The 20,520-nt window shown below is 70.2% G+C and carries 1 protein-coding gene (cut by a window edge); it reads left to right on the top strand.

Going from position 1 to position 20,520, the window contains the following annotated elements:
* On the top strand, positions 1-20,520 hold the 3' portion of the coding sequence (locus tag OHA99_RS36600) for a hypothetical protein (RefSeq protein ID WP_331727951.1). It extends 9,618 nt beyond the left edge of the window; 20,520 of the gene's 30,138 nt are visible here — the last part of the coding sequence; its start codon lies off the left edge, out of view; its stop codon occupies positions 20,518-20,520.

The following is a 20,520-nucleotide window of genomic DNA, read 5'->3' as shown; positions in this document are numbered from 1 at the left end:
CGGCGGAACAACGGCGGCGCGCCGTGGGTGTGGCTGCACCAGCCGTCGATGCTGCCATTGCTGCGACGGCTGTTCGGCACCGGTGGCTCGGCCGGAGAGCGGGCCAACCCTGTCGCGGCCACGCTCGCAGAGAGCGAGAGGGGCGGGAAGCTCCAGGAGGCGCGGGCCACGACGGAGAGAACCGGCCAGGCCCGGGCTCGCACTGGGACCGCGGTGCGCTCCTCCGCCCCTGTCATCCACGTCACGGGGCTGCCGGACCGCCCGACGGCCGCTCCCCTGCTCCGGCCCGCGCCGCCGGGGGGGCAGGGAGAAGGCACCCAGGGCCTTGAAGCGGCGCTCGAGGGGCTCACGCTGGCTCCGTCCCCTCACTCGGACTACGAAGCACGGTGGACCGAGGCCATGACGTTGCTGAACGTGGTGCGGGCGACCGACCAGCGTTTCGGCGGTGACCGGTTCGACGTGGACGGCATCGTCAGAAAGGTTCTTCTTCTCGACCCGGATTCCGTCATGACCACGGCGTTGCAGTGGCAGGCGGTGGAGGCCACGCTCCGCGCGAGTAACGCGGGACAGGCCTCGACCCTGGCGGAGATCTCGGTTCACCACGCCTTCGATACGGGCATCCTGCACCACGGCACGGGGGTCCTGCGGACACCGGCCGGCTACATGGCCGGCAGGGACTGGACAGGCTACTTCTCCGACTCCGTGGTGGATACGAGCAGGACCGGCATCCGACACGTGAACGGCTCGAAGCAGGAACTGCCGCCGTCGTGGGGCCCCATGACATTCGTGATCGTGGGTGAATGGAAGCCGGACAGTGGGACGTTCGCGATCCAGGACTCGAGAGGCCACGTCCGGCTCGTCGACCCTGATGTGTTCTCGCTGCTGCGCCACCGTGATCCCGGCCGGTCACCGCATGCAGAACTGTTGGAACTGATCATCGGGACGAAGGCGGAATCCCTGGCGACGGAGGACGCCAACGCCCTGAACGTGGTGTCCTGGCAGACAGAGAGTCAGTGGACCCTGGAACCCCTCGACCACAAGGGGACACTGCACCCGCTCCTGGTTCCTCCGAGCCTGCGAAATACAAGGGGACAGTGGCTCCCCAGCCATCCGGGGCACCTGGCAGACGAACCGAACGCAGCGATCAAAACCCTCGACGGCAGGCTTATCCGCGATTCCGATGTGGAATCCCATGGCGTGGTCGACAGAAGCGGACGGCACCGCTTCGGGACGAACCACCGGGCCGAGTGGGACACCGCACGCATAGAAGGCGACATACAGAGAGTCTCCTTCGTAACTCACCATGTCTTCGGACAACTGTCGCACACCGGCTGGCACATCCCTGCGCAGCGACCGGTAGCTCTGCCTCATTTCGACAGCGTTTCCCTCCTGCACGGAAACGGCACACATCTCTATTTTGCAGTCAATGGCGAGTACGTCCCGACGTCTCCCAAGGAGGCAGGAAAATTCATAGCCCGACGCAGGAAGAAGTACGGCCTGGATTCTAGCAATTGGGAGCTCCTGTTCAGGTGCTACAACCCTGATGTTTCCGATGGGCGGGACACGCTGGAGGACCCGTCGGATGCCCAGACGGTGGCCAACGAGATCAACGCCGCCACTATTTCACCGAACCGCACCGTCGGACTGAGAGAAGTCAACGGCACCCTCATGGTTCTCGTGGAGGGCAACCCAGGGGACCAAGATTTTGAATGGCTCATCAGCCGTCCGGAGCCCGACGGGAGGGAACTTACCCGTCTCGCCAATCTTGCAGGTCTGCCTGATTCTCTCAGGGACAGGAAAAGACGAGCCCTGCGCTGGGTGAGAGCTCTTCGCGAGACTTTCGGTTCAACAATCGATTCTGACCCGAACAGCAGGCCACAGTTCAAAGAATGGGTCCGCGGCTTCGGAGTCCTGGAGATGCGACGGATCAACGGCCGAGCCGACACGGGACCGTTCACCTGGTCGACGCTTCGCTCCGCCGTGGACGAATACGCGGCTGCGGAGTCCTTGGACTCCGATGAGTTCGAGTTCATGCTGGACGAGGTACTCACTCACGCCCGCAGTGCTTCCGGAGCCGATCGCACCCATTCGAGTCATGCCGGCTTCCACGCCGCACCGTCCGCCTGGCAAGGCAACGCCGACGACGCGGACGAGAGTGAGACGTGGGAGGGCTACCGGTCTCTGTGGGACCGGGCGGAGGGTACCCGGGACCATGCTGAGGACACCCAGGACGAGACGGAGTACACCGGCGCGACTACGACTGCTCGGGAACCGCTGTCCCCTGCCTCCCTCGCTTCGGCCGCCGAGGCGATGACCGCACCGGGCTCTCCGGGTGTCGAACTGACGCCGTACGCCCGCGATTACGGCACGTCGCACGACGGTCACGTCGGGCCCGTCCAGTTCGAGAAGACCTCCGAAGCGATCCTGAACGGCCTGTACGAGCAGATCGTGCGCGCGCTCGGAATCCCGCCGCTGAGCGAGGACGCCAGGAAGCTGACGAGCCGGCTCAGGGAGATCCTGCGCGCCACGGACATCGAGCACCACCGGCCCGCCCTGCGCAGCAGTCGGGGCCACCGCGTCACCCTGCAGCACGGGGGCAGGACCCGCGTGGTCGACATCCGGCTGTCCCACCGCGACGTCCTTCCCCTGCCGGAGCAGTACGGCATCGGCACGGTGGCGGCGTCCGGGCACCAGATCGAGCGCAGGGCCGAGGCGGCGCAGTCGTCCTCCGCCGCCGAGACGTACGGGAACAGCCGCAAGATCAGCGCGCCCTGGAACCTGATCGAGTCGGTCGACCCCGCGGGCCCGCTGCGCCGCGCGGAGGTCACGGTGTCGGCGTCCGTGACGCACAACCAGCGCACCTCGTCCGTGAACGTGGGCGAGACCTTCCAGGTGGTCAACCGGCACCGTTTCAAAACCCCCTCCCAGCCACTGTCGATGGACGCGTTGTGGCAGGTCCGGGAGCCCGGTTCGACACTGTCGGGCGAGTGGCAGCCGGAGCAGTCACACGGACGCGTGGTGGGCCGGATGCCGCGCTACCGCGCCGTCTCAGACGGCACCTTGGCCGCGGACCTGCCCGAGCCCGCCGGCCTCGACGTCCTCCCCCTGTGGGGTGCCGACAGTGTCGGCGAGCCCGCCCGGCTGTACGCCGAGTTGCTCGCCGCCGAAGGGTTCACCGAGCTCACGGCACTGAACCCGCAGTCCGTGACGGCCCTCGAGAACTTCCTTTCCGAGCCCTATCTACGTGCCGTGCCTCAACTGCAGTCCAGTGGAGGCGTGTTCACCGATCTGCTGGACGACGAGCAGGGGAACGCCGTCGGCTGGGTCGCGCTCACCGCACGGATCGAACCGGGCCGCCCACTCGTGCAGAGCGGCGAAGGGGAGGCCCTGCTGGAGACGAAATTCGTCCAGCGCGCTTCCGTGACCCAGTCCAGGAAGCTCACCAGCGGCATCACCCTGGACGGCACGGGCGGTCCCACGTTCACCACGGATCACGAGCAGGGACATCCCCACTACACGGCGCACCTCGGCGGCAGCGTCGTGGCCCGGGCGGGAGTCGGCGGGCAGACCGAGGAGGAGATGAAGCACGCGGGCTCGGCGGACCTGGGCAGCGGCGTGCGCACCACCAGCGGTCACCTCCTGACCCCCAGCACCGTCACCTACGAGGTCACCTTCCACCGGGCGGCCGGGGGAACGGTCCGAGGGAGCTTCGGCCCTTGGGAAGACGCCCTGCGGCTGCTGGTGCCCCCGCGCACGACCGTCGAAGGCCACGCGCCCGGCCCCCACGAGCTGCGGGAACTGCCGCCGCGGCTGGCCCACCTGACGAGTCTCGGCTTCGGGGAGACACCGGTCGGGGCCGTGGGCGCCGACGCCCTTTTCGCCCGGGCCGAGAAGTGGTTGCGCAAGGAGGGCTTCCTGCCGCCCGCGCAGCCGCGGACTTCCGTGGCCACGAAGGCGGGGCTCGGCAAGTCCCTGCTTCGCGAGCGGTCCGAGAACGAGCTGCGGCTCGCACGGCAGCGGACCCGGTACGCGTTGATGTCGGCGATGCCGGAGGCGGTCGACGGCGGGCACGACGTCTCGTTCACGAAGACCGATCCGGTGCTCGGCACCCGGCAGGTCACCCTGCGATTCACGGCGAAGCGCGACAGCAGCCGGGGCGTTGACCACACCCGTGTGCTTCCCCACGTCAACGTCAGCGGGACCAGTTCGTACGAGTCCAAGGCCGGGCGCAAGCACGGCACCACGCGAAGTGGCGAAGTCGGCCTCGGCGGCGGCGGCGACCTCCCGGTCACGGGCGGCCCGGCCATGGCGATCATCGGCGCCACGGGGACGAGCGGCCACGGGCTGACCCGGGCGGGCTGGGACGACCAGGCGTTCGGCTACGACCAGCTCATGGCATCCCGCAACGGCAGCGGGCTCTTCACTGTTCCGGCGTGGTACGGGCTGGACTTGTACGAGGGGGACGGCGGCAGCGCCACCCCGCTCGTACGGTTCGCCCACGCGACCGGCACCGACGACTCCCCGGCGGACCAGGACGGAACGGACACGGACGCGGCGGTCGATCCGGCGCGTGTGCTGAACGAGTTGGGGACGCTCACCCTGCTCGTTCCGCTCGACATCACCCTGGCTCCCGGCAGCAACCCGGACACCCGGCCCTTGGATCCGCTCATCCGGCCTCTCGTCACGGACGGCGGGCCGGCCGACGACCGGCAACAACTCAAACTGGTGGACAAGCAGGGCAATCCACTGCCCGGTCTGTTCCGGCTGCCGCCCGGATCCGTGGTGCACGCCGTGCGGGGTGTCGCCAAGCTGAACGAGGCCATCGACGCCGCCCTAGCCGGCAAGGCACCCGACGACCGGGAATTGGGAACGGTCGCCCGTACGGTCCAGGACGTCACGAGGGGTCTGTCCGTCGTGGCCGCTCCGGTCATCACCGCCGCGCAAAGCAGTCTCCTCACTGCCCAGAGCCTCGTCCCCGCACGGTGGTCCGGACTCGTCAACCAGAGCGCGTCGGTCGTCACGACCCTGCTGGCCTCCCCGCTGGCCCCGCACTGGCGCCTGCCGTACGTCTGGAGCGCCCTCACCTACAAGTGGGCGTCCCGGGCCCTGGCCGGCCTGCCCAGGAACACGGTGGGCCTGCTGACCGCACGGGCGCGGCACGCCGCGATCCGGCCGGCCCAGCTGATCTCGCGGGCCACACAGATATTCGGCGGTCGCTACCTGGTGGAGGGGCTCACCCGGCCGGGCCTGGCCGCGGACCAGGTCGTGATGCTGGACATCGAGGGCTATCTGCACGAGCCCGACTACCTGGGAGCGCGGGACGCGTACACGGAACAGGGCACGGGCTCGTCCAGGTCCACCGGCCGGTCCCGGGGCCGGCACCGCGCCTCCCAGGGCACGCTCGCCGGTCAGTACCGTGAGCCCGGAACCTTCGGGGGCGGCACCCGGCACTCGAGTTCCGGCGCCCAGTACTCCCATTCCCTCGGTACCGACGAGGACCACGCGGTGGTCTCCGGTACGAAGGTGACCCGTACACCCACCCACACGGGCACGCACCATTCCTTCGAAGCCGACGCGACGCTGCTGCTGACGGTCCGGTGGGGATACCGCACCCTGCTCGCGCCCACCGTCGGGCTGGACGAACGCCCGTCGAAGTCGGTGGCGGTCCACGTGCCGCTCGGGGTGACGTTCTCGGCCCCCGAGCCGACCCTGGCCCACCACGCCCGATGGCTCGGTCTGCTGGCAGGACTGCCCCTCCAGGACCCGGAGCTGCGGACCGTCCCCCTGCCGGAGTGGTTCACCCGCACGCGCGAGCTCGGACACGCGAACGTCCTGGACGTCACGGAGCTGGCCGACGGCCCGGACCGGACACCGGAACGGAACCTGCTGGGCCGCAGGCTCACCGAGCTCGTGGAGAAGGAGGCGCCGGGCGCCACCCGGCCCACGGCCGTGTCCGGCGTGGCCACCTGGATCGCCGACGCCACGTCGCCCGGGGCGCTGCGCTCCCTGCCGGGCCGGGGCACCAAGAACTCCACGGACACCACAGACACCACGCGCGCCACCGGCGCCAAGTACGTGTTCGCGCATCCAACCTGGGGCGGTATGCGGCTGGTCGAGGTGTCCATGGTGGCCACACCGGCGCTCCAGACACCCGCCCTCCGGGCCCTGCGGGGCAGGCCGACGGAGGGCGGCGGGCTGGAGCAGACCAGCACCGCCGTCGACCGGGACCAGACGGACACGCTCGCCACGAAGCGGGCCCAAGGGGCGGAGGGCGGCCCGGTCTTCCGCTTCCCGAGGCCGGGTGACCCGGACTACGTCGACCGCGGCACACCGTCCTTCTCGTGGGCCGGCACCCGCAGCCGCACCGACACGGCGAAGTCCACGAACGAGGCACGGTTCCGGGCACAGGCCGACACCGTCGCCGACTTCGAGGTCGACTACGTCATCACCGGGTCGGTGCGCTCCGAGCTGGTGACCGACTGGCCCCCGAACGTGATCGGCGGCCTGGTCCAGGGTGCGTTGCTGCCCGCGGGCAAGCCGGGGGACTCCACCACGAAGCGCCTGTCCGCGTGGGTCGACGGGATGCTCCGCGGCCGCCCCGCGGCCACCACCGACGTGCAGGCGGAGATGGTGCTGAGGTTCTCCGCCGCGGAGGCTGCCGCACCGCGCGAGCACCGGGAACCCAGCCCGCCCGGGCTGACTTCCGAGAAGCCGGAGTCGGCCGTACCACGCGTCACGCCCACGGGGAACGTCCCGGTCCACGCCTTCAACGCGCTGCGGGAACTGTCGCAGGCGCTGCTGGAGGTCGCTCCGGACCAGGCCGCGTCATGGGGGCTGCGGCCGGACGGCTCGCCGGAGTCGCTGGCCGTTCTCCTGGGCGAACTCGTCCGCTCCCGGAAGCTCCCGTTCGGGCCGCCGTCGCTCACCAAGGACGATCCCTCACCCGCGATGCCGGGCTCCTGGCCCGCGGAGGGGACCGAAGCCGGCGCCGTCCCCACCCTTTCCGTCGAGCTGTACAACCCCCAGCCGGTGACCGAGGCCGACGACGTCGCGGTGGACCGCTCGCGCAAACAGTCCCGCACCAGTACGTCCGCCTCCTCGGCGGGCAGCACCGCCGCCCTGAGCGGCAGGTTCGGTCTCAGCCTGCAGTCCCGCAGGCGCAACCTGCTCACCCTCGCCTTCCCCGTCCTGGCCCAGCAGCCCCCGTCCCTGGCCACCGACACGGCCACGGCCTTCACCCGGGAACACTGGATCGAGGCCGGCCGGACCACGACCGACACGGGCACGTCGGCACGCAGGAGTTACGAGACACTGCTCGACACGGTCATCACGGTCCGCGGCCCGCGGGGCGTGCGTCATGTCAGCGGAAACACGACCATGCGCCTGTCCGAGGCGGACCTGCTCGGCTTCGGCGTCACCGCGGCGCGGCCCGACCCCGGGATCTACGACGTGCCCGCGATGCTCTCCGGGCAGCCGGCCGAGGACCTCCGCGACTGGACCCGGCACCCCTTCGGTGACCTGCCGGGCGTGCTGGCCTCGGGTATCAGCGAGCAGGACTCCTCGGCGCGGCTGTGGCTGGCACTGGGCAAGGACCCCGAAGGGCGGCTGCTCGCCAAAGCCCTGTACGTCGCCTCCCGGACAGCCGTCCTGGCCGGCAGGCCGGTGGAGCTGGTCGTGCGCGACGGCGGCGCCCCGGCTCACTGGCCGTTCGGCGCCGACGGCCGCCTGATGGACACCGACGCGGCCACCGGCGCCGCCTGGCAGGCGCTTCGTCAGACCGCCGACACATACGTGGAGGCGTCCGACGCCGAGGCGCGGCTCGTCGGCCGGAAACCGGAAATGGAAGGGAGGCAGCGCAGCGCGACGGCTGCACTGCGCCGATACGAGAAGTCCCTGACCGTGTCCCTGCACGCGCACGAACAGGCACGCGAAGCGCACACCGCCGCAGTGCGCGCGGCGGAGGTGACTCGCGCGGCCACCGACGCGGCGGTCGACGAGGCCGAGGAACGCCTGACCCTGGCCGAAGGGGAGTTGAGGGAGGCCGAGGCCCTGCCCACCGCCGACCAGGTGGCGCGGGCCGGACTGGCCTACCTGCAGGCGCAGGCGGAGGCACAGGGCATCGAACGCGCCTCCGCGACCTCCGCGACGATACCCGCCGGCCTGGAGCCGGCCCAGGAGCGCGCCCGCAGCGCCCTGCGTCAGTGGAAGGACCTCGAGCGGCGGCACCAGGGCCGTGACAACGCCGTACGCACCGCGCGGGCCGGTGTGTCCGCCGCCCAGAACTCGCTGGCCGAGCAACGCGAGGAGCGCGTCCGTCTCCAGCGCCAGAGCGGAGCCGCCGTGTGGCGCGCCCGGAAGGCGGAACGCTCCGCGGCCCGCACCCTGCGCAAACGGACCGCCACCCGCGACACCGGTACGACCCGGCTGGCCGACGCCGATCACGTCCTGCGCCAGAACCGGGCCGACACGGGCGTCCAGACCGCACGTCACACCACCGCCCTGCGGGAACTGCCCGGCCTGGCGCTCGCCCTGCGCACCGCACGCGGCGCACAGGGCGTCGGGCCGTCGGCCTCGCTGGACGTGTCGGCGTACCCGGAACCGGACTACTGGAACAGCCCGTGGTCCGGTCACGGCGCGACCGCGCCCGAGGACTACGTCGCCCTCCACACCGTTCGGGCGAGCGACGGAAGCCTGGTGGCCCTGACGTCGTTCGGGGCGCGGAATTGGGCTTTGCGCGCCCCCTTCTACGCGGGGCTGCGCGACGTGACGCAATACTGGGAGTGGCGCGTCGAACCGGGCGGGCACCGAGTGGCGGAGCGTCGGCCGCTTCCCGTCACGGCGGCGGCGGGCGCCGTGTTCTGGGTGTCCCACGGCCTGGGCGTGGTGAACTACGGTGGTACCCGGGTCAGCGCCGACCCGGCGGTGATCACCCGTTACATCGCCAAGTACCTGGGCACCGGTTCCCGTGGTCCTCTCGTCTTCCTGGGGTGCGTGGAACCGACGAGCGCGCAGCGGGTGGCGAGCATCGTCGACACCCTTCACCTGCCGTACGCGTACGTCAGCACCGGACGGACCGCGATTACCCCGGCGGACAGCACCGCGGACGGGACACTGGCCCAACTCCACCTGCTGGAGGCCGCGGACGGACGCTCCACGGGCCTGCTGCGGATCACCGGCACCGGCATGCTCGACATCCCGGAGAGTCTGGCCCTGCTCCCGACGGCACCGGTACCGCACGCCGGCACGGGCAACCCGTGGTCGGTGTCGGGCTGGCAGGTCGCCGGGGCCCCGGGAAAGGTACGCTTCGCGGCGTTGTACGAACGTTGGGAGTGGCGTCGGCGGAGCGTCTCCTTCGAGACCGAACTGGCTCACCATCTGGCGTCGCAGGAGCGAACCACGCAGGCCATGCGTACCGCGGTGGAACGCCTGTACCGCTACCTGGCCCATCGGCACGGCCCCGCCGACGCGGCCGATGCGTTCTTCCACGGTTCGGGCGGAGCACGGCAGTTCCAGGGGGCCGACGCGATGCGCCGGTTCCTGTGGAGCGAACCGTCCCTGGACACCCTGACGCAGCGGTTCGCCAACGCGGTGGTCGGCACGTCCCCCACGGCGCTGCGGCACACCCTCCCCGGGCTGATCACCTCCCCCTGGCCCCCGCACCGCCGCGGGTTCCGCAGCGGCGCGGACCGGACAACGCACGACTCCCGCGGATTCCGGTACGTCGGCGGCTCCGTCGGACCTGCCCTGTGGATGATGCAGGCCTACCAGGCGCTGGGCGCGGACAGTGACGAACTGCGAGAGTTCCGCCGAGCGGTCCTCGCTGTGGCGATCCTGACCGAGAGCCACTCCTTGCACGAGGTGGTGCGGGCTTCCCACCTGGCCGGTTTCGGTACGAGTTCGGAGCGCACCGTGCTCGCGCAGGACGCCGCCCGGTTGCACCTGTGGGCCAAAAACGCCTTCGGCCTCGACGCCGCCCTGCCGCATCACACGATCTACGCGCGCGAATGGCGTTTCGTCTCGCGCGTCAGCCCGGCCCGCGGTGTCGCGGTCCCGGAGGACGTCGAGCACGCACTGCACACCGCTCTGAGCGGCAGCTGGTCCGGTGACGAACCCGACGCCCGAGTGCGCACCGCCGAGCAGTGGCTGCGGAGGTTCGGCGACGAGGGTGCCCGTGCGATGCGTGCGCTGTCGCCGGCGCACCTGATCGCCCTGTTCCGCTACACCGGGCGGGACTACGTCACGTTCAAGATGTACACGCAGATCGGCCGGTTCGGCACGGCCGTCGCACGGGAGATGCTGCGCAACCGACTGTGGAGGAGTGCGTGGAGGCAGCCCTCCGTCTCCGAGGTCGAGTTCGCGCTGACGCACGCCGCAGGACTCGACGGCATCGGCGAGGAACTGCGGGATCTGTCAGACCGGACGAGGCGGCGGGAACTGAGCCGGCGTGAAGCCGACGATGCCTACTCCGCGATCGGCCGCCGAGTGGACCGGGCGGTCGATCGCCTGCTCACCGACCTGTCCCTCCATGTCGACATGGCAGCAGAGGCGCTGGAGATGCTCCCTCCGGTGAACGAAACGGTCTGGTTCGGTGACTGGCTGCCGGGTTCCATCGATCGGCCTTCCGCGGACTCGCCTTTCGAGACCGGCGGCCAGCTGTTCCAGCCCCGGTTCCGCAGCACCAGTCTGCTCGTGGACCGGGCCGAGTCGCACATGCGCAAGTACCAGACCCAGGCGCGCGTGGCCGAGTACGAGGGGCTCGGTGCGCCGGAGGGCCATGCCCTGCTGGCCCGGGTGGACTTCTCCACGGCACGCCTGATCGACCCCTTCTCCGCCTGGCCCAGCGAGGGCGAAGCCCTCTATCCGCCGGGTACGTCGTTCCAGGTGCTCGGGCGCAGGGTCATGTCCGACGACGAGACCGGGGAGAGCTTCGCCCGCTACGACCTCGCGGAGACCCCTCGCTACCCGGCGGTCGAATATCACAACTCCGCGCCCGGCACGGAGCCTGCCGCCGAGACGCACGCCGAGTCGCACACGGTGGCACCCTCGGCCTCGGAGTCCGACCGCACGCCCTGGTACATGCGACAGGGTGCGCTGGGATCCGTCACTGTGACAGGGGTCCCGGACCTGTCGGACCAGGTATTTCACGAGCACTGGGTCGAGCTCCTCGCCCAGAGCCTGAGTGTCCCCCTGAACCGGAGCATGGCGGACTTCCCGGGCACGGACGAACAACGTAGACGACTCCGCGACGGTATCGGCGAGGCGCTCGTCGAGGTCCTGTCGACGTCGGACGGGAAGGCATGGGACGACCTGCTCGCCGTCGGGAAGACGCTGGTGATCGAGGGACGGCTGGTGTGGCTGCTGCCCACCCTCCGTGATCTCGTCCCGGCCCCCGCGCGCCCGGACAAGGGTGTCAAGGAATACCAGGTCGGCTTCAGTTCCACGACAATCGGCGAGGAGACCTCCAGCGAGACCACGCACGGCATCGAGGGCCTGCTGATCAGCCTCGTCAACGCGGGCGCCAAGGTGGCCGCGACGTCCTTCGGAGCGCCTTCCCCCCGTCTGGCCCTCAGCTCCACGAGGGAGAAGGCGACCAGCCGGTCGGACACCATCCTTTCCGGCCGCAAGGCTTTCATCAACGATTTCACCGAGTTCGACGCCGGACTGCGGATACGGGTCTTCGTGGGCGGCGAGGAGACCACAGCCCACGACCTCGACCGCGAACACCACCGACTGCGCGTCGCGTTGCCCACGGTCTTCAGCGAGGAGAACACGCCCCAGCTCTCGGTGGACGCACCGGAGGCGTCGTACAAGGCCCGGACCCGGCGGCCGGGGACCGGCTCGACGCAGGCCCGGGACATGCTCAACGCCATCGACATGACACCGGTCGTCGCCGGTTTGCACCGCAATCTGCTGGGCGCCGGACTGACCCCGAGGGCCGTGCAGAAGTTCATGACCGGGCTGGGCATGGACTCGCGCCGGGGCTTTCTGAGCGAGGCGACCGCGCGCAACCGCTACAACTGGTGGTCGGGCGGGGACACGTCCGGCAGCGTCGAGGTGCGCGACCCGTTCCTGGTCGGTTCCTTCAAGGGACATGTACGGCTGCGGATCGAAAAAAGCAGCCTCCAGTACGTGGGTGACACCGAGTTCGGCTCCAGGGACGACTTCGGAGTGGGCGTCAGCCAGACCTCGTCGTACAAGGGCGCGTCCGAGGCCGGCCTGGGTGTCGCCTTCAACGTGCTGGGAGTCGGGGAGACACCCGCCGAGGACATGGGCCTGGGCGGCCACGAGGACGCCACCGACAAGACGACGAAGGCGACGGGCCTCGTCCCGGCGATCACCGCCCTCGTGTCCGGCACCCGTGACGCGGGGTACTCCCTGGACACGGAGCACCAGAGTCACACCGTGCTGAACATCTCCGGCACCCAGTCCCGCTATGCCGCGGGTGTACGAGTGGTGGCCGTGGTGGAGTCCACCACGCACTCGGTGAAACCGGTGAAGGAAACCACGGTCGGCGAGTTGAGCGTGCCGCAGCGGGAGGCGACCGCGTTCGTCCTCCAGACGGTGGGCGAGGGGTGGACCCCGGATCTGCGGCCGACGGCCGGCGAGGACGATGACAAGAAGGACCGCCCGCACCGTGTGTTCACCTCGTCGGCCGCCCGGGACGTGCTGAGGCTGCCGACGCACAAGCCCCCGCTGCGCCGGGATCTGCTTGGGGGACACCGGCCCGAGTTGCCCGTGCCCGATCCGGGCGAACCGCTCTTCCTGGCCTCCCGGCGCGGTTTCGAGTTCGGCACCCCGATCGGTGTCAGCGGACTCGAGACACTCCAGTCCGACATCCGCGACGCCGTCGAACGCTTTCACGTGACGGCGGTCGGTGCCTCGCGGGCCGCCAAGGCCGACTGGTCCGATGCGGACGCGAAGCTGACCGGCTTCTTCAGCTCCGCCGCCCAGCAGGCCGACGTGAACAAGGCCATGCTCGGCGTCTACAAGACGATCGAGCTGGACGGACGCAGGTACAACGTCGCGTTGTGGGCGACATGGGGCGAACTGATCAAGGAGCCCAACCCGCTCACCGACCGGGTCAACCCTGGCAACCCGCCGGATCACGGCTACGACATGCGGATCAACACCCGTACGGTGACCGCGACCTCGGTCACCGCCCAACGCGGCCGGAAGATCAAGGGCAAGTTCGGCGCGGGCGGCGGAGCCGTGCTCGAGCCGCCGCACGCGAACACCCTCGAAGCCTGGGGCGGCAGAGTTCCGGCCTACCCCCGGATTCAAGTGGGCACGTTCGGCCTGCACGGCGGCTTCTCGGCCGGGAAGGAAATAGAGAGCAAGGGGACGGCGAAGTCGTACCAGCGCACCGAGACCGACGGGCGGGCCCGGGAGTACCGGTACCGCATGAGGTACCGCTGGCTGGTGTCGCCGGAGGGTGAACAGTCGTACCGCTCGGAGCGGTTGCCCGCGGTCCTCCGCGTCGCCGTCCCGGTCGAGCACCTCCCCGACCGGCCGATCGCACAGGAGCGGGCCGAGCAGGCCCGTACGGTTCGCGTCAGCAAGACCCTGCCGGAGCTCGTACAGCCCCTCGACTTCAGTTCCGGCACGCAGGGCACCTACGCGTCGTACGCGATGCTGCCCGAGCTGGCGCGACTGGCCGCGGGGATGTACGCCAAGGCGCACGCACTGCCGGACGCCTGGCTGAAGACCCCGGAGAGGTGGCCGGAGACGGTCCGGGATCTGGCCGACCCGACGTTCCTCGCGGCCAGGTTCGAGGAGATGGTCGGCCGGTTCGGGTTCGAGTTCGGGCTGCCGAAGGACGGCGCCTACGAACAGGCGTTCCGGATCAGGCAGTACACGCACGCTCCGACGCCTCCGCGTGACAGCGAGAATGTGGAGCTCGAGGACTACCTCCAGGGATCCGAGACCCTCTCGGTGGACAGGTCCCGGGAGCAGAGTCTGGGTGTCGACGCCGCTCTGGGCCTCGACGCCAGGTTCGGCAGGGAGGCGTCGCACGACTACCAGGGCGCCGGCGGCCGCCTGACGGTACAGGGACAGGCTGAGGCCGGGTATGTACGGGGCAGCGGCACGGTGCGGGCGGACGGCCCGATCGTCATCTCCCGGTCGACGGACAACAGCGGGGCGGTCTCCACGCTGACGACGACCGTGTTCGAGGTCACCTACCTGCGGTGGCGGGGAAAGGCCCGGCCCAGCGAGACGACCCGGTACCTGAGCGCGAGCGATTCCCTGGCCCTCCTGATCTCCAAGCGCAGGGTCGACGAGATCATGCCATTCGTGGCTCCGACGCCGGGCCCGATGTCCCCCAGCAGCGTCACAGCACCGCCCCAGGCCGCGACCTCCGCCGACCAGGACACGACCGCCCGGGAGACCGCGGCTGCGCAGTTCCGGTCGTACCTGAGTGCCGACATGCTCTCCGGCATCGGTCACGGCGCGACGCTGCACGCGGACGCCGTCCTGGACGAGATCCTCAGGCGGGTGCGCAAGCGGGGTCTGCTCCCCCCTGAGGACGGCGAGAACGCGTCGCCCCGCCCCACCAGACTGTGGCTGGCGCTGCGTGGGGCCTTCGAGGGACCCAAGCTGCGGTCCAGGCTGCCCGAGCTGCTCTCGCACGAGGGCGTGCACCGCTGGATACCCCTGGCCCGGAAGTGGGGCGTCACCCAGTACCTGTGGGTGAAGGTCACCGTGACCCGGCTTGAGGCGGCCGGCCCGTCCACATCCGAGAAGGACGTCACGCTCACCTTGCGGGGCGAGGCGAAGCGGGAGAACTCCGCGAGCAAGTCCAAGGGGGTGGAGCGCAGTGCGGGCGTCCACGCCCGGGCGCGGGCCGGCGGATCGGTACACGGTGGCGTGGAGGGATCCGCCGAGTACGTCTCCTCGCGCGGTACGAAGCGGGAAACCACGGAAAAGGAGGTCTCGATCTACCGGGCGGCCCCGCGCGAGGCGTCCGAGCAACTCGGCCACGGCATCACGCTCCGGATCGAGACGGCCCTCACCCGTGAGCTGCCGGAGATCGTTGCCGGGCCGGCGCGTGGTGCGGCCTGGCTCTACAACCGCGTCACCAACCACCTGGTCGGCGGCGAGTCCCCGTTGCTCTGGTACGACGCGGGAGACGGCACCGCGGACAACAGTCCGGAGGTGACGGCGCGCTTCGACATCCTCGTGCCCCGGCATCTGACCACGGCGACGGAACAGCCGGGCCGGCCCGTCGACCTCACCGCCCACCGGGACACCGATGTCGTCTGGGACGGCTCGATCACCACCTGGCAGAAGAATCCGGGCATACGTCCCCGCCGGGAACTTCCGGCGGAGCTGCTGGAAGGCCTGCATCCCTGGTCGGTGGCGCCGGCGGCCCTCGAGATCTCGCGCTGGGCTCTGCTGACCGCGGTGCGGCACCGCACCACACCGAATCCGCGGGCGGGGCACCCCCCGAACTTCCACGAGTTCCACTTCACCCAGGCCGGAAGGCTCTACGACCACGACACCGGTCACGGCATGATGCGGGCGCGCATCAAGGAACTGCTGCGCCACGCGTACAAGGTCAGGGTCGGAGACCAGGAACTCGTCGTCGGTCTCGACCTGGACGACGCCGACGTCCTGCACCAGCCGGAAGGCCCGCTGAACACCCCGGCGATCAAGCAGCGCGGCTACACCCAGAGCGACGAGGAGGAGAAGCGGGAGACCGAGCGGGCCAGCGGGTGGAAGGTCGCGCTCGGCCCCGAGATGGGCGGCGAGGCGGACGAGAGCAAGCTCTCCGGCGGCGCGCCCGTCATCATCAGCGACCGGATGCACGGCCGCAAGAGCTCGGCGGCGCTGGGCGACACCGACGAACGCAATGCGGAGCGCTCGAAGGGCACGTTCCGGAACTACCGGTTCCATGTGACCGCCGTCGTGTACGGGCCCCACGGCACGGTCAGGATCACGGTTCCCGACGGCCTGATCGGCATGCTGCCGATCGACCCGGACACCGGCGAGCTCGAGGGCGGCCTGGAGACGGCGCTCGACGGCCTCCTCGCGGTGAAGCACCCCGCATCTACGGTGGACGCGGGCAACACCGGGGTGACGATCACGTCGATTCCGGAGACCGACGAGGCACCACCGGCACAGACAACCACCACGGACACCATCGAGGCGGCACCCGCGCAGACGGTCACCGCGGACGCGGACGCGGACGAGGGCCGGGGCTGGGACGCGGACCTGCTCACGGGGGTGAATCGTGCCCTGGCCGCGCTCGGCCGGGAGCCGGTGGACGCGGCCAGGGTCGCCGCGGAGTTCGACCGGCTGGCGAGGTGGCAGCGTGGCAGGCCGACCCGGGAGGTGAGCCAGGACATCGCCCACGCGGTGGCAGGCCTCGAGCGGCCTGGACTGCGCGGCGGCGCACCCCAGGAGGACAAGTTCACCGACGCCGGCGCGCCCGACACAGTTGCGCACCTCAGCGAGCTGCTGGCGGAGCTGTACGGTCCCGGCATCTCGACGACCGCGGTGTACCCGGAGCTGGTCGGGGCGCTTGAATGGCTGGACGGACTGAACCGGCGGGCCGCGGCCCTGCGAGAGCCCCGCGGCCTGCTGGACCTGGACGCGGTCGCCCGTCGGGTCCTGTCGCTGGACGACGGTGTCCCGGTGAGCCGGCCGCAACGCGTCCAGGTCGTCGAGCTGGCCCACGAGTTCATGGCCGGAGCGCCGGCGGTCAGGAATCTGTCGGAGCTGGCCGCTCGCTTCACGGCGAAGCAGGGAGCCGAGCCGCGCACGCAGGAGGGCCGCGCGCAGGGGGACGCCGCCACCGCCGGCACCATCGCCGGGCCTGGGAGTACGACGCGGCCGAAACCGGACCTCGCTCCGCGACCAGCACCTTCGCTGAACCTCGATGTGATTCCGCGCGGTGCCGCCGACCCGAAGCAGGCCTCGGTGCAAGCCACGGCGCAGGAGGTCAGGCACACCCCGTCCGACGACGGGAACGGCCGGCTCACACGCCTGCCGGAAGAGCAGAGCGACCAGAAGCCGGCCTCCGCCTCGACGCAGGATTCCTCAGACTTTCCCGAAACCGCGTTGTCCCCGGAGCAGCAGGCCGGGCACGCCCTGGACAAGGCCCACGACGAGGCTCCAGCGCGCACCGACGCCAGGCGGCCGGCACAGTTCACCGACACCGCGCCCCCTTCCGCGCACTGGTATGCGTACACACGGACTGTCGAATCCACTGCCGAGCCACTGCGTTACGAGGTCGCCGACACCGGGCACCTCAGGCACCACCCTCACACCTCACAGAACCAGGCGGCCACCCGTCCCGCACCCGCCGCCGTATGGCACAGCCACTCGCCGTGGCCCGGGGCCCGGTCCACGGCCGTCTCGTCCACACCGCTGACGCGGGGGGAGCTGACGGAGCTGGTACGGCGGGTGGCGGCGGGCGAGCCCACCGGGGTCCTGCCGGTGAACCGCTGCCTCGACCTGGTGGGGGCACTGCGAAGTGCGCTGTACCCGGGTGGAGTGCGGGCCGCCGTGACACTGGACGACAACGCGGTGGTCACTGCCTCGGCCATGCAGTCGATGGCGCGCGGGCCCGGCTGGGGGCGGGTGCGTTCCTGGGACGTGCTGGTGGACTCGGTCACCGCGATGGGGCCGGGCTCGGTGGCGTTCGTCCTGGCACGACGCCAGGGCCCCCTGCTCGGACACGCCTGGGCGGCCTACCACCTGGGCGGGTCCGAGGGCGTGGTGTGGGTGGACGTGTCGGCCGGTGCCGGGCTCGCGCTGTCGTCCGGCACTCCGGCGCTCACGCCGATGTCCGCGCGGGCGGTCTTGGTCGATCCGACCGGTCGGGTGGTGGAGGACGCTCTGCCGGGCTTCGCGGAGTCGGCCTCCACGGAACATGCGTTGATCGACGCGGCGACCGGCCGCGATTACGGTGCCATCGGCCTGGAGTTGGAGTACCACCGGGTATTCTTCGTCAAGAATCCTGCGATAGAGGGGCATCAGGGCGGTGAACTGCTCGCCCGTGGTCCCGGCCTTCGCATCTTCACCGACAGCTATCCCTTCTGGCAGGATGCCGGAGGCAGGCTGTACCTGAATCGGCCGGAGGTGCCGCCGGGTCAGCGACCCCCCGCTTATTCCCCGCAGCCTGTGGGCGAGATCGTCACCCGACCCATGGCCGTACTCCCCCAGGAAAGAGGAACCCGCTGGTCACAGAGGCAGATATTCGCCCAGCTGGACCGAATCGGGGAAATGCTGAACGGCGTGGATGCCCGGCAGACGCCCACCCCGCTGACGGCGCTGCTGTCGGACCTCGACGGCTGGTCGCCGACCGGGGCGGGCCGGTCGGTCGACGTGTATCCGGCGCCGGTGGACGGCGGCCGTTCCGCCTACGTCCACATCACTTCGGGCACAGCGTCAGTCGGGCTGAGGGAACTCCAGGACCTGGCCTTCGACGGGCTGACGATAAGCAATGTCAAGAGCCTCATATTCTCTGGACGACTCTTCGGGGAGCAAGCGGTACTGCGATTCGCCGGCGAGGTCACCGGCCGTACCGATCTGCCGAGCAGCCTGGTTCCCTTCCTCTCGGCCGTCCCGGAGATGGACGAGGTGTGGGGATACAGCTGGCTGGCCTACCAGCACCTCGCGGCGGGTCCGGCTGTCATGGCCCTCTGGTCTTCAAGCGGCCGCAGGCACCTCGCAAAGAACTTCCTCATGACGGCGCTCCGGGGTCCTTTCAGTCATGCGCGACTCGCCCTGCGCCCCCGTGTCCGCGACTACCTGGCCGGGAACTACCACCAGCTCAGCGAGGATGCGCGGCGACGTCTGACACCTGAGCTGGACAAGCTGTGGAGCGGCGCAGGGAAGAAGCATCCATACAGCCGTCAGTACTTCGACGAAATCGGCGGCGCTCTTGGCAACCGGCCTCGTGAAATGGCCACGTTCCTGTTCACGGGGGCCACCCCCCAGGGCGAACGTGTGTCGCAGTTCAAACTGGTCGGAATGAAGGACTACGAGCAGCTGGACAGCGGCAGCGGCAGCCTGACCGTCCCGCTCATCCTGCCGGAGATCAGACATTTCGGCTATGGCGACCGGCGTATGAACAAGACGCAGGTGAAGCGCGCCGTAAAGGATTTCACAAGGCTCGGTCGACAGACCTACGACCGCGCCAGCACGTACCGCCTCCCGCTCTCGGAGCGTGCCCTGCATTCGTCCGTGTCGGCCATCGTCGACGACTGGGTCGTCCAGAGCGTCGCCGGGTTCCTCGAGATCGCCTCGGCGTGGCGGCCACGGCTCCCCAGCAGGACCCGCCCGCTGATGGACGCCGAGGAGACCCAGGCCGTCGCGCACGCGCTGGCTCTGCGTGCTCTGGGAAGGGAGTCGTCCGACAGCTATGATGCCTACGCCGTGCTGGAGCGTGCAGTCGAGGAAGCTCTAGGCCTTCTGGATCGGGTACCCCTTCAGGACAGGGTCCGGACCGCCATCGAGTCCGCACGCGCCGCCCTCCGGGTCCTCCACGACCCCGGCTCCCTCCCTCCGCTGCTGGAGTGGCCCCAGGAGATCACCGCGCTGGACGGGGCTCCCGTCCCCGTGGACCAGGTCTCGCTCGTCAGGCACCCCAATGCGCAAGGCCAGCCGGCCGGTGTGTCGTCACGGCCTGCCCAGGACTGGTCGGACCCCCGTCGGCGCGCCTACGGCCAGCTGGCGGAGACCCACTGGTTCACCGAGGTGTCGCGAGGTCCGGTTCCGCGCGAGGGCGAACTGCAGCAGTTGCCCTTCGACGCGTCCTACGCCATCGGCCTGCTGGGCGACTCCACGGCCATGGCGCTGTCATTGACCGACGACTCGTCCGTCTTCGTCGACCACGCCACCGTCGTCGACTTCCTCTTCGCCACCGACAGCCACCTGACCGCACTCCCGCTGGATGTCGCCCTGCTGTTCCCCACGGCCGACCTCACCGGCCGGCCTCGCCACGATCCGCTGGTGCACCCGGTCGTCGGACAGGTCCTGGCGAACGGTCTCGGGCGCTGGGTGTGGTCCACCGCGGGAGGCGGCGAAGCGTTCCCGGCCGGTGGTGCCCATGAGGGGCACCTTCGACTTCAGCTCACGGAGGGGGACTGGCTGGCCGGATTCCGGCCGGAACCGACGGCCGCGGAACTCGAGCGGCTCGCCGTGGCAGTGACAGGGGACCGAGGCCGGGCCCGCGACGTGCTGCACTGGGTTCGCGCCATCCGTCTGATCTACGGACCGATGTTGGAAGACAACGAAACCGCGTTCTTCACGCTGCTGCAAGGATTCTGGGCTGTGGAACAGAGCCGCGCACCTGCGGCGGGTCCGCTGAGCTGGCGTGATCTGCAGGGCTTGGTGGGCCAGTACCTCGACTCGGCACGGGTCCCCCGCCGGGGACTCTCCACAGATCTGCCGTTCCTCCTGACCGGCGCCGCGTCCTCCGCCGGGATGGCACTGAACCTGCACGAATTCGACTTGACACCTCATCACCACAGCCCCCGCGCTTGGGACCCGTGCCAGCGGGCGGGCTGGTGA

The organism is Streptomyces coelicoflavus (assembly GCF_045041415.1).
Classification (GTDB): Bacteria; Actinomycetota; Actinomycetes; order Streptomycetales; family Streptomycetaceae; genus Streptomyces; species Streptomyces coelicoflavus.
The sequence above is the reverse complement of the archived record's forward strand: the minus strand, read 5'-3'. Positions and strand labels throughout refer to the sequence as shown.